Annotated in this window: 19 protein-coding genes; 8 read left to right on the plus strand and 11 right to left on the minus strand. The window is 58.0% G+C overall.

The annotated features are described in order from the left end of the window. Positions 1-185 precede the first annotated feature (185 nt). Together COA65_01095 and COA65_01100 are read left to right on the plus strand one after the other, a co-directional pair. Complete coding sequence (locus COA65_01095; GenBank protein ID PCJ61579.1) at positions 186-1967, plus strand: aspartate--tRNA ligase; 1782 nt, start codon at positions 186-188, stop codon at positions 1965-1967. A 119-nt stretch (positions 1968-2086) separates the two neighbouring features. Continuing rightward, positions 2087-2821 (plus strand): hypothetical protein, encoded by a 735-nt coding sequence (locus COA65_01100; protein PCJ61580.1) that lies wholly within the window; start codon positions 2087-2089, stop codon positions 2819-2821. Between the two features lie 7 nt (positions 2822-2828). Here the strand turns inward: COA65_01100 and COA65_01105 are convergent, their stop codons facing one another. Next, complete coding sequence (locus COA65_01105; protein PCJ61581.1) at positions 2829-3575, minus strand: GGDEF domain-containing protein; 747 nt, start codon at positions 3573-3575, stop codon at positions 2829-2831. Between the two features lie 207 nt (positions 3576-3782). On the opposite strand from COA65_01105, the gene COA65_01110 reads away from it, so the two are divergent. From COA65_01110 to COA65_01120, 3 genes are all read left to right on the plus strand, one after another. Then, positions 3783-4679 (plus strand): hypothetical protein, encoded by an 897-nt coding sequence (locus tag COA65_01110; GenBank protein PCJ61582.1) that lies wholly within the window; start codon positions 3783-3785, stop codon positions 4677-4679. 102 nt (positions 4680-4781) lie between these two features. Continuing rightward, positions 4782-5156, plus strand: coding sequence for a two-component system response regulator (locus COA65_01115; GenBank protein PCJ61763.1), 375 nt, complete (start codon positions 4782-4784; stop codon positions 5154-5156). Continuing rightward, entirely contained in the window at positions 5153-6559 is a 1407-nt protein-coding gene (locus COA65_01120) for a PleD family two-component system response regulator (GenBank protein ID PCJ61583.1), read from the plus strand. The genes COA65_01115 and COA65_01120 overlap by 4 nt, the downstream gene beginning before the upstream one ends. Before the next feature lie 66 nt (positions 6560-6625). Here the strand turns inward: COA65_01120 and rpmG are convergent, their stop codons facing one another. The 10 genes from rpmG to COA65_01170 all read right to left on the minus strand — a co-directional run bounded on the left by rpmG (position 6626) and on the right by COA65_01170 (position 19226). Beyond that, positions 6626-6793, minus strand: coding sequence for a 50S ribosomal protein L33 (gene rpmG / locus COA65_01125; GenBank protein PCJ61584.1), 168 nt, complete (start codon positions 6791-6793; stop codon positions 6626-6628). A 142-nt stretch (positions 6794-6935) separates the two neighbouring features. Next, complete coding sequence (locus tag COA65_01130; protein ID PCJ61585.1) at positions 6936-8444, minus strand: hypothetical protein; 1509 nt, start codon at positions 8442-8444, stop codon at positions 6936-6938. 9 nt (positions 8445-8453) lie between these two features. Continuing rightward, positions 8454-10718 carry a ribonuclease R gene (rnr, locus tag COA65_01135; protein ID PCJ61586.1) on the minus strand — a complete coding sequence of 755 codons (2265 nt, stop codon included), beginning with the start codon at positions 10716-10718 and terminating at the stop codon, positions 8454-8456. Next, a complete protein-coding gene (locus COA65_01140; protein PCJ61587.1) occupies positions 10719-13358 on the minus strand; it encodes a DNA topoisomerase I in 2640 nt (879 codons plus the stop codon). A 47-nt stretch (positions 13359-13405) separates the two neighbouring features. Beyond that, positions 13406-14533 (minus strand): DNA-protecting protein DprA, encoded by a 1128-nt coding sequence (gene dprA, locus COA65_01145; protein PCJ61588.1) that lies wholly within the window; start codon positions 14531-14533, stop codon positions 13406-13408. Between the two features lie 2 nt (positions 14534-14535). Further along, the gene (gene plsY, locus COA65_01150) at positions 14536-15156 is read right to left on the minus strand and encodes an acyl-phosphate glycerol 3-phosphate acyltransferase (GenBank protein ID PCJ61589.1); all 621 of its coding nucleotides are present in this window, start codon (positions 15154-15156) and stop codon (positions 14536-14538) included. Between the two features lies 1 nt (position 15157). Next, positions 15158-16504 (minus strand): dihydroorotase, encoded by a 1347-nt coding sequence (locus COA65_01155; GenBank protein PCJ61590.1) that lies wholly within the window; start codon positions 16502-16504, stop codon positions 15158-15160. Further along, positions 16501-17469, minus strand: a complete 969-nt coding sequence (gene pyrB / locus COA65_01160) for an aspartate carbamoyltransferase catalytic subunit (protein PCJ61591.1) — start codon at positions 17467-17469, stop codon at positions 16501-16503. Before pyrB ends, COA65_01155 begins: the two co-directional genes overlap by 4 nt. A gap of 60 nt (positions 17470-17529) precedes the next feature. Next, the gene (locus COA65_01165) at positions 17530-18747 is read right to left on the minus strand and encodes a CoA transferase (GenBank protein ID PCJ61592.1); all 1218 of its coding nucleotides are present in this window, start codon (positions 18745-18747) and stop codon (positions 17530-17532) included. Continuing rightward, complete coding sequence (locus tag COA65_01170; protein PCJ61593.1) at positions 18744-19226, minus strand: Holliday junction resolvase RuvX; 483 nt, start codon at positions 19224-19226, stop codon at positions 18744-18746. Before COA65_01170 ends, COA65_01165 begins: the two co-directional genes overlap by 4 nt. An 86-nt stretch (positions 19227-19312) precedes the next feature. Between COA65_01170 and COA65_01175 the strand changes: the two genes are divergently transcribed. From COA65_01175 to COA65_01185, 3 genes are read left to right on the plus strand one after another with little or no spacing between them, the layout of a single operon-like run. Further along, on the plus strand, positions 19313-19600 hold the full coding sequence (locus COA65_01175) for an Asp-tRNA(Asn)/Glu-tRNA(Gln) amidotransferase GatCAB subunit C (GenBank protein PCJ61594.1): 288 nt from the start codon (positions 19313-19315) through the stop codon (positions 19598-19600). A gap of 7 nt (positions 19601-19607) precedes the next feature. After that, entirely contained in the window at positions 19608-21083 is a 1476-nt protein-coding gene (locus COA65_01180) for an Asp-tRNA(Asn)/Glu-tRNA(Gln) amidotransferase GatCAB subunit A (GenBank protein ID PCJ61595.1), read from the plus strand. After that, the gene (locus tag COA65_01185) at positions 21080-22585 is read left to right on the plus strand and encodes an Asp-tRNA(Asn)/Glu-tRNA(Gln) amidotransferase GatCAB subunit B (protein ID PCJ61596.1); all 1506 of its coding nucleotides are present in this window, start codon (positions 21080-21082) and stop codon (positions 22583-22585) included. Before COA65_01180 ends, COA65_01185 begins: the two co-directional genes overlap by 4 nt. The last annotated feature ends 29 nt before the right edge of the window (positions 22586-22614 follow it).

The raw sequence follows: 22614 nt of genomic DNA on the forward strand, positions 1-22614 counted from the left end.
GCTATACACGGAAAGGGTTGCCCGTGAAAGAAGAAGCACTGGCCAATCTGGCCTAGGGAATTGCGCGTGGCGCGACGGATCAAGACGCCTTGACAAGCCGGATTGTTTCGTGCGCTGTTTCCGCCGAAACGGCTTGCGGCGGAAGGTTGCAAACTGGCAATTGCGGTCGTCGGAGACGGAGAACCATGCACCCATATCGAACCCATAATTGTGGCGTCCTACGTGCCTCGAACGTTGGCGACGTCGTTCGGCTTTCTGGCTGGATTCATCGCAAGCGCGACCATGGCGGCCTGCTTTTTATCGACATGCGGGACCATTACGGTCTGACTCAATGCGTGATCGAAACGTCCCATGCCATCTTCGATGCCTCGGAAGCGGTCCGCAACGAAAGCGTCGTTACGATTACCGGCAAGGTTGTCGCCCGTTCCGAAGGCACGGTGAACCGGGATCTGCCCACCGGCGAAATCGAAATTCGGATTGAGGAATTCCTCGTCCAGGCGGCTGCCGATGCCTTGCCATTGCAGGTCAACAGCGACATGGATTATCCGGAGGAAACACGCCTGCGTTACCGTTTTCTCGATCTTCGCCGGGAAAAACTGCACGCGAACATGCAGCTTCGCTCGGCCGTTGTTGCCAGCCTCCGGAGCCGGATGACAGAGGCTGGTTTTACGGAATTTCAGACGCCAATTCTGACGTCCAGCTCGCCAGAAGGTGCGCGCGACTATCTGGTGGTCAGCCGCATTCATCCCGGCCATTTTTACGCGCTTCCCCAGGCACCGCAGCAATATAAGCAGCTTCTGATGGTGGCGGGGTTCGACCGCTATTTTCAGATTGCGCCCTGTTTCCGGGACGAAGACGCGCGCGCCGATCGTTCGCCGGGCGAGTTTTATCAGCTTGATATCGAGATGTCCTTTGTGACCCAGGACGATGTCTTCGATGCGGTCGAGCCAGTGTTACACGGTGTTTTTGAGGAATTTGCGCGCGGTCGCAGCGTCAGCCCGCTGCCTTTTCAGCGCATTCCTTATGCAGAGGCCATGCTCCTTTACGGCTCGGACAAGCCGGATTTGCGCAATCCTCTGCGTATTTGCGATGTCACAGAGGCCTTTGACGGCGGCGGCTTCTCTATTTTTGCCAAGGCGATCGGCAAGGGGGCCATCGTGCGCGCCATTCCCGGTCCGGATACGGCGGTGCGGCCGCGAAGTTTCTTCGACAAGCTGAACGACTGGGCGCTGGAAGAAGGGGCACCTGGCCTCGGTTACATTATTTTTACGAAAGACGGCGCCAAGGGGCCGATTGCGAAATTTCTGGACGAACCGCGCCTCGCCATTTTGCGCGAAACGTCTGGAATTAAGGATGGGGACGCGCTTTTCTTCGTTTGCGACACGCCGGATGCGGCGCCTAAATTTGCTGGTGCCGTCCGTGACAAGCTTGGCCAGGCTCTTGATCTGCTGGAGAAGGACGCCTTTCGGTTGTGCTGGATTGTGGATTACCCACTCTATGAGCTGGACGCAGATGGCCGCGTTGGGTTCAGTCACAATCCCTTTTCGATGCCTCAGGGCGGCCTGGAATCGCTGGAAAACGAAGATCCCCTTGCGATCAAGGCCTATCAGTACGACATCGTATGCAACGGGATCGAACTTTCGAGCGGGGCCATTCGAAATCATCTGCCGGAAATCATGTACAAGGCGTTTGGCATCGCGGGCTATTCGCAAGAAGACGTGGAATCGCGTTTTGGCGGCCTTTTGAGCGCCTTTAAATTCGGTGCGCCTCCCCATGGCGGCGTTGCGCCGGGCCTTGACCGCATCGTGATGTTGCTTGCTGACGAGCCGAATATCCGTGAAGTTATTCTTTTTCCAATGAACCAGAACGCCGAAGACCCTTTGATGCAGGCACCGGCCGAGATTCCGCTGGAGCGGCTGCGGGAGTTGCATTTGCGCGTTCTTCTGCCCCCGCCGAAAAAAGACTAGAGCGGAAAGCGGCAAATTTATTTGTATTTGCAATAAGTTGCCCGCAGTCTTTAACGGGGCGTTTACGCGTGGGTGCTAGGTTGCCTGTCTAGGTTTTGAGGGCCTTTTCAGGAGTCCCGATGCACCCTTTTAAAAAAACCGCAGCAAATTTTTCGGGTGGCTTTCGCCTCGCCTTGCCGTTTCTTGCCACGTTAACGGCAAGCGGTTGCGCCCTGCCACCGGTCGTAACGGTGGCAAGCTTTGCGGCCGATGGCGTGAGTTATGTGATGAGCGGGCGGACCGTTTCGGATCATGTGCTTTCCTACGCCGTGCAGGAAGATTGCGCCGTCTATCGGGTCGTTAAAGGCGAAAGCATCTGCCATTTGGAACAATCGGCAACGGCCCTGTCCCTGACGCGCACCGCCGCGCAGCAAGCTGAAACCCCGGCAAATCTGGAACCGGCGGTGGGCCGGGGTGCAACGTCTTTTTCGCAACGCGCGATAACCGATACGGCCGTGGCAACCAATACGGTCAAAACGCCGGAGGCCGTGGAAAAGCCGGCACCCAATTCCTGGGCGCGCTGGGCCTATCGCGGTGGTTCGGATGAGGTTGCCAGCTTTCTTGCCCTTGGAAGCTACCGATTCCGCACGAACGCCGTTCGGACGGCGAGGCAATACGAAGCCTATTCCCCCTATATCGTCGTTACCTATCTTCGGGGCGAGAACTATTACCGTGTCGTTGTTGGCCCCTATTCGGATGCTGATATCGTGGACGCGAAAGCGGGCCTCATCCGGGCCGGCGCAAGCCCCTGGCAGGTGCGTCTTTGCGGCGTCGAAGGCGTGGGGACGAATTGCGGGAAGACGGGTTCGGGGTGAGGTCGGGTCAGATGGCCGTAATTTCGGACGGGGTTTTGGATTTGCGCCGCTTGCTGTGGAACATGGCAGCGTCCGCCCGTTCGATCAGATCCTTCTTCTGGTCGCCGGGGCCGAAAGATTCAATGCCGAAGCTGACCCGGACCGGAATGCGGTGGCCGTCCATGGTGACGATTCTACGCATCAACCGGTTGTTCAGGGTTTCAAGGCGGCGCAGCCCATAGGCAATTTCCGTTTCGGCCATCAGGATGGCGAATTCGTCGCCGCCAATGCGGGCCACGTAATCCGTTTCGCGGACATTGGCCAGAATCCGGTGCGCAATCTCGCGCAAAACCTCATCCCCGATCAGGTGGCCATAACGGTCGTTGATTTTCTTGAAATCGTCGACGTCGCTGATAGCGAGAACGCCTGTGGTGCCGTTGCGATTGGCGCGGGCAAGTGCGCGGTTGATCTGTGCATCGAAGCCACGGCGATTAAGCAGCCCCGTCACTTCGTCCGTCATCGTCAGAACTTCAAGCCTGGCAATGCGCTTGGCCTGGGCGAGAAGGCGGCGTTCGGCGTCGGCGGCCAGGAGCAGGGCCTGTTCCAGCAGTGCCACCTGACCGACGCCCGGAAGGCGTCCTTCCCAGGGCTTCGATTCCAAATGCGCCTGGCCCAATTGAAGGGTGTCCGCCTGTGCCGGGGGCATGGCGGGAGGCTTTAATTTCGCCGTTTCGCTATGAAGCTTTGCCTGTGTCATCGTTTGCGCCTTGTCCATTCCAGTGGGGCTATTGGCCTGCAGAGAAGGTAGCAAGAGGCATGCCAGAAAAAAACGTAGGGAAAAGAACAGGTTAGAATTTTTTGGTGGGGTGAAGGGGAGGTAAAAACTTCCTATCGGTCCTTTTTTGCCGCAGGCGGCGGTGAAATTTCCCTTGTTTTTCTTGCCGGAGGCCCCGACCCTTAAAAAAACACGGAAGGAATATCAATGACATCGCCTTGCCCGCCTTCTCCCCCGCAACCGGGGGCCTGCGGTGGCATCCGCCGCTTTGGCTGTCGTTTTGGCCGTCGTTTTGGTCAATGTGAGCTTCGCGTCCTTTTTCAAGCCGTTCTTCTTGTGCTTTTCGGCGCGCACACGGCCCATGCCGAGCCAGGCCTGGCGCCCCACCGGGCCTATTATTCGGCAAAGATTGCGCAGGTGAAGCAGGCAAGCCAGATCGTTAACGCCCAGGGCAAGATGGTGATCGAATTCGCGGCCTCCTGTGAGGGCTGGGAGACAACGCAAGGCACGCAATTGCTGCTTACCAACAATCGGGGCGATGAATTTGTGATGGATGTCCGTTTTACAAGCTGGGAATCCCGGGACGGACGGCAGTTCCATTTCAATTACGTGCATAAAAAAAACAAGATCGTTCAGGTGGAATTGCTTGGCAGGGCGGAAATTCCGGCTCGTGGAATGGCGGGGACCGTTCTTTTTTCAAAGCCCGCCCCTGGGGAGATAGCCCTGCCGAAGGGAACCGTCTTTCCAACCGAGCATCTGTCCATGCTGATGGCCCATGCCGACGCCGGTAAGGTGCTTTTCTCCAAAGCGGTCTTTGATGGCACAACGGGCGAAGGCGCTTATGAAATCAGCGCCGTCCTTGGCAAGCCATATCGTTTCCCGGAAGGGAAAAAAGACGGACTGGAACGTCTTTCCGGCGACCGTGTCTGGCCGGTTCGGCTGGCTTTCTTTCCCCATGGTGCCGTCGATGCCATGCCGGAAATGGAAATCGGCGTCTGGCTGCTTCGCTCAGGCGTGGCCGAGCGCATCGTTTCCGATCACGGTACGTTTGTCATTGCCAGCGAGCTTGAGCGAGTGGAGTGGCTACCATCGCCGGAATGCTAAATTCCGTCATATTTTTCAATGGGCTGCCGACACTGAACGGGTTTAAGGCTATGGTAACCATCCTTCCCTTAAGACTTATGAAACAAACACAGGGACCTGGTGATGCCGCAGACCATTCTGATTGTTGAAGACAACGCGTTAAACATGAAGCTTTTTCAGGATCTTCTGGTGGCCAACGGCTACCGGATTTTGCAGACGAATGACGGCTTCAAGGCGTTGGACATGGTACGCGAGCACAGGCCGGATCTGGTGCTGATGGATATTCAGCTCCCGGAAATTTCCGGCCTGGTCATTACCAAGCAAATCAAGGACGACGAGGAATTAAAGAACATTCCCGTTATCGCCGTTACGGCTTTCGCCATGAAAGGCGACGAGGAAAAAATCCGAGAAGGCGGTTGCGAAGCCTATATTGCCAAACCGATTTCCGTCCCGCATTTTCTGGAAACCATCAAGAAGGTTATGGGTAGGGCCACATGACGGCACGTGTGCTGATCGTCGATGACGTGCCGACGAACGTGAAGCTGCTGGAAGCGCGCCTCTCGAATGCCTATTTCGACGTGATTACGGCAAAGGACGGGCCTTCCGCTCTTGAACTGCTGCGCAGCAGCTTGCCGGACATCGTCTTGCTGGATGTCATGATGCCGGGCATGAACGGCTTTGAGGTTTGCAAGAAAATTAAATCCGATCCGAAAACCTGCCACATTCCCGTCGTCATGGTGACGGCGCTAAGCGAGACGAAAGACCGCATCCAGGGGCTGGAGGCGGGCGCCGATGATTTTTTGACAAAGCCGATCAATGACAAAGCGCTGTTGGCGCGGGTCCGCAATCTGACGCGCGTTAAAATGATGATGGACGCTTGGCGGCAACGGTCCGAGACGTTTGAGAAGCTTGGGCTGGATATCTCATTGCCGGAATTGTGCAAGGAGGACACCGGCAAGGCGAAAGTTCTTCTGGTCGAAGACAATCCGCACAGCGCCGCACATATTCGGGAAACGCTTGTGGAAGCGGAAGGGGACGACGTCACAATTGTTGCCGATGGTGTCGCCGCAATGGCCGCGTTGCGTGACGTTGCCTTTGAGCTTGTGATTCTCAGCCTGGATTTGGCGAACGAGGATGCCTTAAGACTTGTGGCGCAGATACGTGCCAGTGAGGAACTGCGCAGTCTGGCCATTCTTGTTCTTGTTGAGGAACATGACGAAGAAATGCTTGCGCAAGCGTTTGAGGTCGGTGTGCATGACTATTTGGTCCGACCTCTCGAAAAGAGCGAACTTCTTCTTCGTAGTCGCACGCAAATCCGCCATAGCCGCTATCAGAAACGCCTGAGCAGCGACTACCAGAACAGCCTGGCGCTTGCGGTAACCGATAGTCTGACCGGGATTTACAACCGGCGTTACCTGGAGAACCATCTACCGCGCCTGCTGGAAGATTCCCTCCAGCAGGAAAAAAACCTGATCGTGATGCTGATCGATATTGACCGCTTCAAGGATGTGAACGATCGTTTCGGCCATGTTGCGGGGGATCATGCGCTTAAAGAAGTTGCGGCACGAATTCGGGCAAACGTTCGCAGCTTCGATCTTGTCGCGCGACTGGGCGGCGACGAGTTTGTTGTTGTTATGCCGGATTGCTCGCTGCCATTCGTGCGCGCGACGGTCGAGCGTGTGCGTGCCGCTGTTTCTGGCCAGCCGATCTTTATGCCGGGCGAAAACGAAGGTTCCACCATTACGGTCAGCATTGGGGTCGCCCAGGTCCAGGGTCAGGAAGACATGCCCGAAGCGCTGCTTAAACGCGCCGATCTTGCCATGTACAAAGCGAAAGCTGCGGGGCGCAACAAGGCGTGGGTGGCGGACAACGATGACGGCGACCAAGAATGCTCTGCCTGATAGGCAAGCAAATGCCGCCCGTAGGCGGCACAGCTGAAGGTAGAAAGGTAGCGGCGGATTGGCCGCTTATTTCAGCTTCGTTTCCTTGAAAATAACGTGCTTGCGGATGACGGGATCGTACTTTTTGAGCTCGATCTTCTCCGTCAGCTGCCGCGGATTTTTCTTCCGCAGGTAGTAGTAGCCGGTCTCGGCAGTGCTGACCAACTTGATTAAAATAGTGTTTGATTTTGCCATACCAAAGGAATTCCTTGCGCGCTCTCAGCCCGTATTTTGATCGCAAACTTAGCCTTTCCATGGCCCCTGTCAAGGCGAAAGCCAGCTTCCTGCCGAACTGGCCCCCGTCGTGTGGTTCGGGATGGTCTGGAGGATCCGGGCGCTAGTCCGAGGTTTCTTTGTGGGCAATTTCCTCGGGCGGTTTCCTGAACAGGCTTGCGTAGAGCCCGGGGGTTTTCAGAAGTTTCTCGGCGAGGGGGAAATCGAGGTCGTTCTTCGCCTTAAGCGCCGGGCAGAGACCGGCTTTTCGGGTATTTGCGAGGGACGTTAAAATCGCCTGCGGATTTGTGCCGGCTTTCGAAAGCCCAACCGTGCAGATATCCGGTTCGACACCGGCGGCTAAGGATTTGCCGTTTGGGGTGTAGAGACGCGACCAGGTCAGGGTGATTTCAGCGCCGTTGGGAAGGGGCAGGATCGTCTGCACGCTGCCCTTTCCGTAGGACCGGCTGCCCACGACAAGGGCGCGGCCCTGATCGTGAAGGGCCGCTGCGACGATCTCGGCAGACGAGGCGCTTTTGCCGTTTAGAAGGATAACGATCGGTAGCGCGGTGCCGATATCGCTTGCGCCGGCGTTGTAGGTTTGGCTGCTGTTTGGATGCCGACCGCGCGTGGAAACGATTCGCCCCGATCTTAGAAAAAGGTCGGCAACGGTGATGGCCTGGTTCATGAGCCCACCGGGATTGTCGCGAAGGTCGAGAACGATGCCTTGAAAGGGGGCGTCCAGTTCGGTTTCGATCCAGGCCAGATGGCGGGCAAGGCTTCGTGCTGTGTTGCGGTTGAAGCTGCTGAGGCGAAAATAGGCGATGGTTTTTCGGCGTTCGTAATGGACGGTGGTGGCAAATATCTGCTGGCGGTTCAAGATGACCTTGATGGGTTTGGCAACGTTACGGCGTTTGAGAACAAGCGAAAGCCTGCTGTGGACGGTGCCGCGCAGCCGGTTCGGAAAATCTTCCAATTTGATCATGGCCGCCGGGGTGCCGCCAATTTTCAGGATTTTATCCGAAACCTGAATGCCGGCTTTTTCGGCAGGGCTTTTGGGCATGACTTTCGTGACGATGAACGATTTCTCTAATTGCTGTATGTGCAAGCCGACGCCGCTATAGCCTCTGCGTTTTTCACGGTGACGGGTGGTGGTTTGCCCATTGGCGTAGCGAGAGTGCGAGTCCAACGAGCCCAGCACGCGGTTGAACATCGCCGTCGTGAAAGCCGCCGCATCCGCTTTTGCTTCGGGGGATCGGTTTGCCAGGGAGATGGCGAGAAAATCCGCGCTTAATTCTGCCCACGCATCCAGGTTCTTGGGGCGTGGGGTAACGCCAACGCGAAGCAGGCGACCGTTTTGAACAAGCCAGAGCAGGCCGCCATGTTCTTCGACCGCCAATGTCGGGTCGGCGTCTGAAAGCCCTTCGAGCCCTTCGATTGCAAGCGCGCGCGCCGTCTTCGGTTTGATGTATTTTTCTGAAATGGCATCATAGCCCACGGCAAAGACGACCCTGGTTTCTTCCGGGGGTTGGGCATCGGCAAGCCTGGGGTTGCCTGCGCAGGCCGAAAGAAAGAGAGCGGCCAGAAACGCCGAAAGAAGGCCCTGCCATCGTGTTCCCATGGGTCTGCGCATGGGAGAATGTTAGCGTTTTCGGCGGGTCTGCGTGGTCTTTTTCTGGGAGCGGCGCTTTCGCCGCCGGTTGCCGCCAGGGGTGTTTCCGGTTTTTCCGGGCGTACCGCCTTCGATGAGGGCGAAAAGAAGGTTTCCCGTCACCACATTTGCTTCTACCAGTTTTACCCGGATACGGTCGCCCAAACGGAAGGTAAGGCCGCTTTGTTCGCCGGTAAGGCAGTGATGGACCTCGTCATGGGTGAAACGTTCCCAACCCAGCGTGCGCGCCGGAATGAACCCGTCGGCGCCGGTATCGTCCAGGGTTACGAAAAGCCCAAACCGCGTGACGCCATTCAGCTGGCCTGAAAATTCGGCGCCGACGCGTTCCTCAAGAAAGCGCGTCGCATAACGGTCCAGCGCATCGCGTTCGGCCGTTGACGCCCGGCGCTCGGTCAGGGAAATATGCTCGCCGATTTCTGCCAGTCGGCTTTCCACCTTCGTCCCCAACCCATCTGTGCCAAAACGAAGCGCGCGGATCAGCGCGCGGTGAACGATCAGATCGGCATAGCGGCGTATGGGGGATGTGAAATGGCAATAACGCGATAATGCCAACCCGAAATGGCCATGATTTTTGGGCAGATATTCCGCCTTGGACTGGCTGCGCAAGACGGCCAGATTGACGATTGCCGCATGGGGTGTGCCGGCGGCTTGCTGAAGGATGCGATTGAAATGCTGCGGGCGCAGCACCTGTCCCTTCGCCAGGCGAATGTCGAGGGAGGAAAGAAATTCCCGAAGCGGTTCCAGTTTGCCCGGCTGCGGGGCGTCGTGGACGCGATACATGCAAGGTGTGCGGTGTTTTTCCAGGGTTTCGGCGGCGGCGACGTTCGCCAGAATCATAAATTCCTCAATCAGGCGATGGCTGTCGAAACGCAAGACCGTCTCGATGGTGGCGGGGTTGCCGGCCTCGTCGAGGGTCAATTTCCGTTCCGGCATGTCAAACTCGATCGTGCCGCGGGCGGCACGCGCCTTTTTGAGGGCACGATAGGCCCCGTAAAGCGGTCGCAGAACGTTTTCGAGAAGTGGTTCTGTGGTTGCGTCGGAGAAGCCGTCCTCGGCGCGCTGGACCTGTTCGTAGGTCAGCCTGGCGGCGGAACGCATCAGGCCGCGCTGGAATTCATGGCGAAGCAACTGGCCGTCGCCATCAATCCACATGTGAACGGCAAGGCAGGAGCGGTCTTCCTCGGGCTTTAACGAGCACCATCCGTTTGAAAGCGGTTCGGGCAACATCGGCACCACCTGGTCTGGAAAGTAGACCGAGTTGCCGCGTTCAAAAGCGGTGCGATCCAGCGCATCGTCCTCGCGGACGTAATGGGCAACGTCGGCAATGGCGACAAGCAGGTGCCAATAGCCAGGCTTTTCCGGATCCGCTTCCGCCCAGATGGCGTCGTCGAAATCGCGCGCGTCGGCGCCATCGATTGTCACCAGCGGAATCGCGCGAAGGTCGGTCCGGTTTTTTTCTTTGGCCGGGCCGGCGCGTTCGGCAAGAGCAAGTGCTTCCGTTGGAAATTCCGTCGGGATGTCGTGGCTTTGAATGGCGATCCGGCTGATGGCCTTGGGTGCCCGCAAGGGGCCGAAGGCTTCGACAACGCGGGCATCGCGGACCCGGTGGCCGCTGTGGAGCACTTCGGCGAGGACAAGGTCGCCATCGTGCGCGCCGTTCATGTCGCGCTGGCGGATGACATAGGCATGTTTGTGGCGGCGATCCGTCGGGTTCAGGCGGTACCCCGCGCGCGCGCCACGGGTTTCCTTCTCCAGAACACCGAGAATGCGGTCGGGCGCGGCACCAATGCGGCGAATGATGTGCGCCGTATAGCTGCCGTCCGTCGTTTGGCGGACGCGCGCGAGGATGCGTTCGCCGGGCCAAAGGGCCGCGCGCCCCCGCCGTTCCATCGCCACATAGACTGGCGGCGGTGGCTCATCCTCTTTCCAGGAGAGGGGACGCGCCAGCACCTCGCCATCGGAATCCGTGCCGGTAATTTCGAGAACGGCGACGGCGGGAAGCCCATCCGACACGATGAAATGCCGGTTAGCCCCACGCGTGATCTGGCCTTCCGCCATCATCTCTTTGAGGACGGCCTTTAGTTTGATGCCGGCGTTTCCGGAAAGCTGAAAGGCGCGGCCAATCTCCCGTTTGCCGACCGGCGAGGAGCTTTCCCGGATGAATTCCAGAATTTCTTCTTTGTCGGGGAAGTGGGTGGGAGAGCTGGTTTTGGCGGACATTTTGTCTTCCCCCATTCAGGTGGAAGAGGCCGGGGTGTTGCTTGGCGTTTTTTTCTTCGCGGCTTTCTTTTTTGCGGTTTTTTTCTTCGCGGTTTTTTTCTTCGCGGCTTTCTTTTTTGCGGTTTTTTTCTTCGCCGGGCCTTTTTTCTTCATGCGTTCCGCACGCGCCGCCAGCAGCGGCAAGGCTTGTTCCAGGGTCAGCGTTTCGAGATTGTGGTCCTTTGGAATGGTGGCATTTATTTTGCCATGTTTTACATAAGGCCCGTAGCGTCCCTTGTGGACGGTGACCGGCTTGGCATCTTCCGGGTGGTCGCCAAGGGTGCGCAGCGCCGCTGCCGCCTGTTGTCGGGCAGGCGCCGTTGCCAGCAAATCGACGGCCCGGTTCAGGCCGATTGTCAGCACGTCCTCGACGCTTGGCAGGGAGCGGTATTTCTTTTCATGCTGGAGATAGGGGCCATAGCGCCCGAGCCCGGCCAGAATCGGTTCGCCGGTTTCCGGGTGCTTGCCGATTTCCCGGGGCAGATACAGCAATTTAAGCGCGAATTCGAGGTCGATGTCGGCGGGGGAACGGTCCGGTGGCAGGGAAACCCGTTTCGGTTTGTCGCCCTTTTCCCGGGCTTCCCCCAATTGCAGGTAAAGCCCGTAGGGCCCCTTGCGCAGGGTGACGCTGTCGCCGGATTTCGGGTCTTTGCCCAATTCAAGCGGGCCATCCAATATGACCGCGTCCTTGCCTTGCACGACATCGGCAAGCTGGCGCGTATAGGCACATTCCGGATAGCCCGAACAGCCAACGAAGGCACCGAATTTTCCAAGCTTCAAGCCGAGCCGCCCATCGCCGCAGGATGGGCAGCGGCGCGGATTCGTGCCGGTGTCGGTTTCCGGGAAAAAATGGGGACCAAGCGCTTCGTCCAGCGCGTCGAGGACATTGGTGATTGTCAGGTTCTTCGTCTCGGCAATGGCTTTTTCGAAATGTGTCCAGAAATCATGCAGGAGCTGTTTCCAATTGGTTTGACCGCTGGAAACGCTGTCGAGCTGATCCTCGAGGTCGGCTGTGAAGTTATATTGAACGTAGCGTTCGAAAAAACTTTCGAGAAACGTAGTCACCAATCTGCCGCGATCTTCGGGAACAAACCGCTTCTTGTCGAGGAGGACGTAATCGCGGTCCTGAAGGACCGAAATAATCGACGCGTAAGTCGAGGGTCGGCCAATGCCCAGTTCTTCAAGCCGTTTGACGAGGCTGGCTTCTGAATAGCGCGGCGGCGGTTGGGTAAAATGCTGCTCCGGCAGGATGGTCTTTTTCGGGAGTGGGTCTTTCAGTTCCACCTTTGGAAGACGGACGCCGTCTTCTTCCTCACCCGGTTCGTCGCGGCCTTCCTGGTAAAGCTTCAGGAACCCATCGAAGGCGACGACGGAGCCGGTGGCACGAAAGACATCCTTTTCATCGGGGGTCGCAATGTCGATGGCCACCTGGTCAAACAGCGCGCTTTCCATTTGGCTGGCCATCGTGCGCTTCCAGATAAGTCCGTAGAGTTTTGCCTGATCCGAATCGAGAAATTTTGCAACGCTTTCAGGCCGTTGCCGGAAGGCCGTCGGTCGGATTGCTTCATGGGCCTCTTGCGCGTTCTTCGCTTTGCTTTTGTGGACGCGTGGGGCGCTTGGCAGATAGCTTTGGCCATAGTCGCTGGCGATGGCGTCACGGCTGGCGGCGAGGGCTTCTTTTCCGATCTGGACGCTGTCGGTACGCATATAGGTGATTAGACCGACCGTCTCGCCGGCGATGTTCACGCCTTCATAAAGCCGCTGCGCGACGCTCATCGTATGCCGGGTGGTAAAGCCGAGCTTGCGGGAAGCTTCCTGTTGCAACGTCGATGTCGTGAAGGGGGGCGGGGGGTGCCGGTGGACCCGCTTGCGCCCGATGTTCGCGACAGCGAAATCGTACGGTTGCAGGCGTTCCAGAGCCGCCTTTGCTTCGGCTTCCGTCTGGAGACTAAATTTTTCGAGCTTGTTGCCGCTTAGCTGCGTCAGTTTCGCCGACAGTTTTTCACCTGCCGCCGTTTCGAACGTGGCTTCGATCGTCCAGTATTCCCGGGGCTTGAAGATTTCGATTTCCGCTTCCCGCTCGCAGATTAAACGCAGCGCCACGGATTGCACGCGGCCCGCCGAACGGCTTCCGGGCAGCTTTCGCCAAAGCACCGGGGATAGCGTAAAGCCGACCAGGTAATCGAGCGCGCGCCGGGCCAGGTAGGAATCGACGAGTTTGTGGTCCAGTTCGCGCGGGTGCTGCATCGCTTCCAGCACGGCCGATTTCGTGATTTCGTGAAAGGCGACGCGATGCACCGTGGTTTTTTTAAGGGCGTTGCGTTCTTTGAGAACTTCCAGGATGTGCCACGCGATGGCCTCGCCTTCGCGATCCGGATCCGTTGCAAGATACAGGTGATCGACGTTCTTGGCGGCCTTGACGATATCGGCGATGCGTTTTTCGGATTTGTCATCGACGGCCCAGCGCATGGCGAAGTCTTCCCCGGGGAGGACCGAGCCTGCCTTGTTGATCAGATCGCGCACATGGCCATAGCTGGCGATGACCTGATAGTCCGCGCCGAGATATTTGTTAATGGTCTTCGCCTTGGCGGGCGATTCAACGACAACAAGTCTCATCAAACATCAACCAGAGCTGAGAAAACGAAAAAAACCCAAGCTTCCCGCTATAGAGAGAGCAATGACACCTGATTTCCGGGATGACGTTCGAGGCGGCCTGCAAGCTCTAGTTCGAGAAGAACCGTCGATAGAATGGGGAGAGACATTTGGCATTGCCGAAGGATTTCGTCAACCATTACTGGTGAGGGCCCAAGCATTTCCAGCACTTCTTCGCGGGATTGGGCGATTTCAAGCTCGTCTGGTGGTGATGCGGCGGGGGCCCGGAGAGGCTGGGGTTTCCGCTCTTCCAGGGGCCTGCGAAGGCGGCCTTCAAGGGCCGCGATGACGTCTTCGGCATTTTCCGTGAGCACGGCACCTTCGCGGATGAGATGGTTGACGCCATGGGCGCGCGGGTCCAGCGGCGAGCCCGGCACCGCAAAAACCTCGCGGCCCTGCTCCAAGGCCATCCGCGCCGTAATCAGGGAACCGGATTTGAGCGCCGCTTCGATGACGAGAACCCCAAGCGAAAGGCCGGAAACCAGACGGTTTCGCCTTGGGAAATGTCGGGCCTGGGGGGGCGTGCCGAGGGGTTGTTCGGAAAGCAGGACGCCTTCTTCGGCGATGCGCTCGTAAAGCTTCGTGTTTTCCTGGGGGTAGATGATATCAACGCCGCCTGCCTGTACGGCGGCGGTTCCCATGGCAAGGCCACCTGCATGGGCGGCGGTATCGATGCCGCGTGCAAGGCCCGAGACGATCAGAAAGCCCTTTTTCCCAAGTTCCGCCGCCATCTTTTCTGCAAATCGCCGCCCATTCGCCGACGCGTTCCGTGCGCCGACGATTGCTACGGCGGGTTTTTCGAAAAGATGCGGATGCCCGCGAAGGCTTAGGACCGGTGGCGGATCATAAATCTGTGCGAGATTGGGCGGATAGTCCGGTTCGCCAAAGGCAACGAGGCGCATTCCCAGCTTTTCATGGGCGTCCATCTCGCGTTGCGCCGCCGCCTTTGGGCAAATGGCGATTGGCTTGCGCCGTCCGCCATGGAGGGCAAGCTTTGGCACCGCTTCCAGCGCCGCCGCTGCCGTGCCATAGGCCTCAAGCAGTTTAAAAAAGGTGATTGGGCCAATGTTTTCGCTTCGAATAAGTCGCAGCCAGTCGAGACGCGCGGTGTCGGAGAGGCTTTTTTGTTGTGCTTGCATTTTTACGAATCCGAATGTGAAGCGGCACCGATTTTCGGTTCGATGCCACGGATCAGCCGATAGATGTTTTCATGGTGGTGCAGAAAGACGAAAGCGGCGGCCACAATTGCAAAGACGGCTAATTGCAGGTCTTCGAAAATGAAGCTGGAAATCGGCGCGGTTCCAATGGCGACAAGCGCCGCCAGCGAGGAATAACGGAAAAGAAAGGCAATCAGCAGCCAGACCGCACAGGCGAGAACCCCGACCATTGGGGAAAGCATCAAGAGGACGCCCAGGGTTGTTGAGACGCCCTTGCCGCCATGGAAACGGAGCCAGACCGGAAACAGATGGCCGAGAATAGCAGCGCCACCGCCGATGACGCCCGCTGCAGGGTCGATGGCCTGTCCGATGGCAATGGCCAGCGCCCCCTTTGCGCCATCAAGCAGAAGGGTGAGAAAGGCCAGCAGTTTCGATCCGCTGCGCAGGACATTTGTCGCGCCGATATTGCCGGAGCCGATTTTCTGGATATCACCCCGGCCGGTAAAACGGGTAAGCAACAGTCCAAAAGGGATTGAGCCAAGCAGGTAACCAACTGCAAGTGTTATCAAAAACGTATTCGTAGAAATTTCCAGCAAGGCCGCCATCCTAATTTTTGCGAACGAAGACGGTTCGTCCGGCGGCGACCGTTTGAAGCACGGCGCCCTGTATGGGGCGCCCGTCGAAAGGCGAATTTTTGGACTTGCTCTGGAAACTTTCGACGTCGATCTTGCCGGGCTTTTCCAGATCGAAGAGGACGAGGTCGGCGGGCGCGCCCTTGGCAAGGATGCCGGCGTTCAGACGGAAAATGCGTGCCGGGGCGCAAGTGAGTGCCTCCAGGGCACGCAGTAGCGGCAGGGTGCCATTGTGAAAAAGTTCCAGAGTCAATGGCAGCAGCGTTTCAAGGCCGACGATGCCGTTCTCTGCCTGAACGAAGGGCCGGCGTTTGCTGTCCTGATCGTGGGGCGCGTGGTCGCTTGCGATGGCATCGATCGTGCCGTCGCGCAAGCCGTCAAGGATCGCCAGCCGGTCGTCTTCGCTGCGAAGTGGTGGAGAAATCTTGGAAAAGGTTCGGTAATCGCCGACGGCGGTTTCGTTTAACGCAAAATAGGGGGGCGCGGTTTCGCATGTGACGGCAAGGCCCCGGGCCTTTGCCCGGCGCACAGCGGCGACGGCGTCCGCCGTCGAAAGATGTGCGATGTGGAGGCGTCCGCCGGTATTGGCCAACAGGGAAAGGTCGCGCTCCACAAGGATTGTCTCGGCGACGGTGGGAATGCCTGGAAGGCCGAGGCGGGTGGCCAATTCCCCTTCATTCATCGCGCCTTCTTTTGCCAGGTCCGGATCTTCGGGGTGCTGAACAAGAAGAAGATCAAAGCTGCGCGCGTAGCTGAGCGCGCGCCGGAACGTCATGGGGTTGCGAACGGCGACGGTGCCGTCGGTAAATGCGATTGCGCCGGCTTCGGCCAGCAATCCCATTTCCGCAATCTGCTCGCCGGCAAGCCCCTTCGTAATGGCCGCGTAAGGGTAGATGTTGACGAGGTTTGCTTCCTGGGCGCGGCGTTTCACCAGTTCGACGAGGGCGACGTCGTCGATGACGGGCTGGGTGTTTGGCAGGCACAACATTGTTGTTACGCCGCCAGCGGCTGCGGCCAGGCTGGCAGTGGCGATCGTTTCTTCATGTTCGCAGCCGGGTTCGCGAAGCTGAACGCGAGCGTCGACCAGGCCGGGTGCAAGACAATGTCCGTTGCAGTCCACCTGTTCGATGCCTTCCGGTACGCCGTCTGCGAAAAGGTCCGGGCCGAGGTCGAGGATCTGCGTCCCCTCCGTCAACAGCGCGCCCAGGCAATCGCGTCCGCTCGCCGGGTCCAGCAGGCGGGCGTTGACATAGGCTGTCCGCTTGCCGTTTGCGGCTGTCCGCTTGCCGTCTGCGGCTGTCCGCTTGCCGTCTGCCGTCATGACGCGGCCTTTCTGTCATTTTCGGTCGTGCCGACAAGCATATCGAGACAGGCCATGCGCACGGCGACGCCCATTTCCACCTGTTCGTGAATGGCACTGCGTCCGATGTCGTCGGCAACTTCGCTGTCGATTTCAACGCCCCGGTTCATCGGCCCCGGATGCAGGATCAAGGCATCCGGTTTGGCGTTGGCAAGCTTTGCGGCATCAAGACCGAAGAAATGGAAATATTCCCTGGTGGAAGGGATGAAACTTCCGTTCATCCGTTCGCGTTGCAGGCGCAGCATCATAACGATGTCGCAACCTTCAAGGCCTTGGGCCATGTCATGGAAGCGTTCGACGCCCATGCGTTCGATGCCGGTTGGCAGCAGGGTCTCCGGGGCGACGACGCGCACATTTGCGCCCATCGTGTTCAACAGGTGGATGTTCGATCGCGCCACCCGGCTGTGCAGGATGTCGCCGCAGATGGCAACGCGAAGCCCCTGAAGGCGTTTTTTGCGTCGCCGGATGGTCAAGGCGTCGAGAAGAGCCTGGGTCGGGTGTTCGTGACTGCCATCGCCGGCATTGATGACCGCGCAGGTGACTTTCTCGGAAAGCAGTTTCACGGCGCCGCTATGGGGATGGCGCACAACCAGAACGTCCGGGTGCATCGCATTTAGCGTCATGGCGGTATCAAGGAGCGTTTCGCCTTTTTTGACCGCGCTTGTTGCGACGGACATGTTGATGGCATCCGCGCCCAGGCGTTTGCAGGCCAGTTCGAAAGACGTGCGTGTGCGGGTCGAGTTTTCAAAGAACAGATTGATGACCGTGCGCCCTTGCAAAAGAGAGCGCTTCTTGTTCGCCTGACGGTTCTGTTCGACGTAGGATTCGGAAAGGTCGAGGAGGCGGGAAATATCGTCCGCCAAAAGACCTTCTATGCCCAGAAGGTGTGGGTGGGGAAAGGGGGTATTGGCGGGAAACTTTGCCATCGAAGCGGCACTATAGGCTGTTGCCCCCGGCTTTCGCAAGAGAGCCTAGGCGTTGATGCCTTAGATGATATCTTTTTCCCGCAAATCCTTCAGTTCCAAGGCCGACATTTCAAGGAGTTCACCAAGAACTTCGTCGGTGTGTTGGCCCAGAACCGGCGGGCTGTGCCGGTAAGAAACGGGCGTTTGCGACAGCTTGATCGGGTTGCCGATCATGTCGATCTGCTTGCCATCCTGGGTGGGGCTTGGCATCTGGATCTTCATGTCGCGGTGGCGGATCTGGGGATCTTCGAACACTTCCCGGATGTTGTTGACCGGGCCGGAGGGGACGCCCTGTTTTTCCAGGGCCTCTGTCCAGTATTTGATCGGCTTCTGAATAAGAATGTCGCTTAGAAGTGCCGCGAGCTCTTTTCGGTTGGCGATCCGTTGCGTGTTTGTCGTAAAACGTGGGTCGCTGGCAAGCTGTGGGCAACCTGCGACGTTGCAGAATTTGTGAAACTGGCGATCGTTGCCAACGGCAAGCACGAAATAGCCATCCGCCGCTTCGAAGGTCTGATAGGGCACAATGTTGGGATGTGCGTTGCCAAGCCGCTTGGGCACCTTGCCGCCGCTTAGATAATTTTGTCCCTCGTAAGTCAGCCAGGCGACCTGTGAATCCAGAAGCCCGATGTCGATATATTGGCCTTCGCCCGTTACGTCGCGGCGATGAAGGGCGGCAAGAATGGCGTTTGCTGCGTACATGCCGGCCATAATGTCGGCGATGCCGATGCCAACTTTGACGGGCGCACTGGTCGGTTCGCCGGTGATGCTCATCAGGCCGCCCATTGCCTGGGCAAGGTAATCATAGCCCGCCCGGGGGGCGTAAGGCCCTGTCTGGCCAAAGCCGGTGATAGAGCAATAGACGAGGGCCGGCGCGGAGGCCTTTATCTGGTCATAGGCAAGGCCGTATTTTTTCAACGTTCCGACCTTGAAATTCTCGACCACAATGTCGCCTTTTGCGATCAGCCGTTTTGCAAGCGCCTGGCCTTCGGGGCGTGCCAGGTCAATCGTGATCGAGCGTTTGTTCCGGTTGGCACTCAGATAATAGGCGCTTTCGTTCGTTTCGTTCCCTTGCGCGTCTTCCAGGTAAGGCGGCCCCCATTTGCGCGTGTCGTCGCCGATGTTGGGTCGTTCGATCTTGATAATATCGGCGCCCAGATCGCCGAGTAGCTGCGTGCAAAAGGGGCCGGCAAGGACGCGCGTAAAATCGATGACACGGATGTTTTCAAGGGGGCCCGTCATGTGGCGTTGCTTTCGTTCGACATGGAAAGAAAATCAAGCAGTCCTTGTAGAATATAAGCAGCGGCCAGTTTATCGACAACTTCGCCACGGCGTTTGCGGGAAAGATCGGCATCAAGAAGGGTGCGCGTCACGGCGGCGGTTGACAGGCGTTCGTCCCAAAAAGCGAGCGGAAGGTCGATTTTACCGAGCAGGTTTTCCGCAAATGCGCGCATTGATTGGCAGCGCGGGCCTTCCGTGCCATCCATATTTATAGGCAGGCCGACAACGATGCCGCCGATTTCGTGATCGCGGAAAATCACTTTTAGTTTTTCCATGTCGGGACGAAATTTTGTCCGCCGCAGCGTCTCGAAAGGGGTGGCGATTCCAAACAAGGGGTCGGAAAACGCCATTCCAATCGTTTTTTTTCCGACGTCAAGGCCGATCAGGCGCGTGCCCGAAGCCATGGATTGTTGAAGTTCCGCAGGGTTGCAGACCGCCATAGCGGGTGATACCTTCCGCTCATATTCTTCCGGACGCCCCGGTTATCAAAGCGTTCCGACTTTCTTAACCCGGAGATTTTACCCCCATGTCGCTGGACAAGGCTACCGTGGCAAACATTGCCTCGCTTGCGCATATTCATGTGGGCGAAGACGAATTGTCGGCGTTGGCCACCGAGCTTTCTAAAATCCTCGATTTTGTCGAACAGCTCAAGGAAGTTGATACGGAAAATGTTGATCCGATGACATCCGTTGCCGCAATGGCGCTTCGCCGTCGGGCAGACGTGGTGACAGACGGCGATTTGCAGGCCAAGGTTCTGGCAAACGCACCCCGGCACAGTGCGAATTTTTTCAACGTTCCAAAGGTTATCGAATAGGCGACCCATGGCGGAATTAACCCGGCTTACCCTTGCTGAGGCCCGCGATGGCCTGAGAAAAAAAGATTTCAGCGCCAAGGAGCTGACCGAGGCCCATCTTGGGGCGATGGCGGCGACGCGCGGGTTGAATGCCTTTATCACGGAAACGCCGGAACTGGCCCTGGCGGCGGCCGAGGCGGCGGACATACGTCTGGCGAAGGGCTCGACATGCGCCCTGGAAGGCGTGCCGTTGGCGGTGAAAGATCTTTTTTGTACGGAAGGTGTCTTGACGACGGCCGCGTCGCATATCCTTGACGGCTTTGTGCCGCCTTATGAATCGACCGTGACCAAAAATCTGTGGGAGGCCGGTGCCGTCCTGTTGGGAAAAACAAATCTCGATGAATTCGCAATGGGTTCCTCGAACACAACGAGCTATGCCGGTCCGGTTGAAAACCCCTGGCATCGGCAAGGGGACGACCGCCCGCTTGTTCCCGGCGGGTCGTCGGGCGGTTCCGCCGCTGCCGTCGCCGCCGGGCTTTGCCTGGGCGCGATCGGTACGGACACGGGCGGCTCTATCCGTCAGCCAGCTGCCTTCTGCGGCATTGTCGGGATGAAGCCGACCTATGGGCGTTGCTCGCGTTGGGGGGTTGTCGCCTTTGCGTCCTCGTTGGACCAGGCGGGGCCGATGACTCGCAGCGTTCGCGATGCGGCCATTCTGCTGGGGGCGATGGCGGGTTTTGACGCCAAGGATTCGACCTCTGCCGAACTTCCGGTTCCGGATTATGAGGCGGCGTTGGAGGTGGGTGTGCGCGGCCTTAAAATCGGCATTCCGAAGGAATATGAGCTGGAAGGTACGTCCCGGGAAATTGTCGAGCTTTGGGAAAAGGGCAAGGCGTGGCTGAAGGATGCCGGCGCCGAGATTGTCGATGTCAGCCTGCCGCATACGAAATACGCGCTTCCTGCTTATTACATCGTCGCCCCGGCGGAAGCGTCGTCGAACCTTGCGCGCTATGACGGCGTTCGCTATGGCCTGCGGGTTGAAGGCAAAGACCTTGACGACATGTATAAAAAGACACGCGCCGCAGGCTTTGGTCAGGAAGCGCGGCGTCGCATTCTAATTGGCACCTATGTGCTTTCGGCGGGCTATTACGACGCCCATTATCTAAAGGCGCAGAAAGTGCGCACGCTTATCGCACGTGATTTCAACGCCGCCTTTGAAAAAGTGGACGTTCTTTTGACGCCGACGACGCCGACGCCGGCCTTTCCGATTGGGGAAAAAGAAGACGACCCGGTTGCGATGTACCAAAACGATATCTTTACCGTACCGGCAAGCATGGCCGGCCTTCCCGGAATTTCGGTGCCAGCCGGGCTGGACTCGGACGGGCTGCCCCAGGGGCTGCAATTGATTGGCCGGGCCTTTGACGAGGCCACGCTTCTGCGTACAGCGGCGGTGCTGGAAGCGGCGGCGCCGGCCTTTGCCCCACCACCCCGGAGGGCATCATGAGCCTTGCCGAAGAGACAAAGCCGGTTGAAGGCGCGAACCCTGTCGAGGGCGCTAATTTGATCGAAGGGGCAACGGGCCTATGGGAAATTGTGATTGGGTGTGAGGTGCACGCCCAGGCCGTCTCGCATTCAAAACTCTTTTCCGGGGCATCGACGACTTTTGGTGCCGAGCCAAACACGCAAGTGTCTCTTGTCGATGCAGCGATGCCGGGCATGCTGCCCGTCATCAACGAGGTTTGCATCCGCCAGGCGGTTCGTACGGGGCTTGGCCTGAAGGCAGAGGTCAATTACTTCTCGGTTTTTGATCGCAAAAATTATTTTTATCCGGACCTTCCCCAAGGCTATCAGATCACCCAATGGACGCATCCGATCATCGGCAAGGGCGAATTGTTGATCGATCTTGCCGATGGCCGTTCGCGGTCTATCGGCATCACCCGCCTGCATCTTGAACAGGATGCAGGGAAAAGCCTGCACGACCAGCACCCGAAACAGACCTATATCGACCTCAACCGTTCCGGCATTGCCTTGATGGAAATTGTTTCCGAACCGGACATGCGCAGCGCGGAAGAAGTCGGCGCCTATCTTCGCAAGCTGCGTTCGATTCTGCGTTATCTCGGCACCTGCGACGGCAACATGGAAGAAGGGTCGATGCGTTGCGATGTAAACATTTCCGTGCGCCGCCCCGGCGAGGCCTATGGCACGCGCTGCGAAATTAAAAACGTAAACTCCATCCGCTTTGCCATGCAGGCCGTTGACTATGAAGCCCGCCGGCAGGTCGATCTGCTGGAATCCGGCGGCAAGGTTGCTCAGCAGACGCGGCTGTTCGATTCGACAAAAGGCGAAACGCGGCCAATGCGCTCGAAGGAAGAAGCGCATGACTATCGTTATTTCCCGGATCCGGATTTGCTGCCGCTGCAACTCGAAGAAGCCTATGTTGAGGAACTCCGCAAGGCGCTTCCCGAACTTCCCGATGAAAAGAAGCAGCGGTTTATTTCCGAATACGGGCTTTCGCCCTATGACGCAGGCATTCTGGTTTTTGAAAAGGAAAATGCTGCCTATTACGAACTGGCGGCAAAGGACCGAAACAAGAAGCTGACGGCAAACTGGGTCATCAGCGAGCTGTTCGGCGCGTTGAACAAGCTTGGCGTGAACATTGCGAATTCACCTGTTTCCCCAGAAGCGCTTGGCGGCCTGGTCGGCCTCATCGAAGACGAGACGATTTCCGGGCGTATTGCCAAGGACGTTTTTGCCGACATGCTGGAAACCGGCAAGCCGGCCGCCGCCATCGTCGAGGCGAAGGGGCTGCGCCAAGTGACGGAACCGGGCGCCATCCGCGAGGTCATCACCGAAATCATCGCCGCGAACGCGGACAAGGTTGCCCAATACAAGGCCGGCAAGGAGAAACTGTTCGGCTATTTCGTCGGTCAGGTGATGAAGGCGACGGCAGGCAAGGCGAACCCGAAGCTGGTCAATCAGCTTTTAAAGGAAGAGCTCGGCAAATAGGGAATACCCGCTTGGGGGCACGAAAGCTC

This window comes from Rhodospirillaceae bacterium (assembly GCA_002746255.1).
GTDB lineage: Bacteria > Pseudomonadota > Alphaproteobacteria.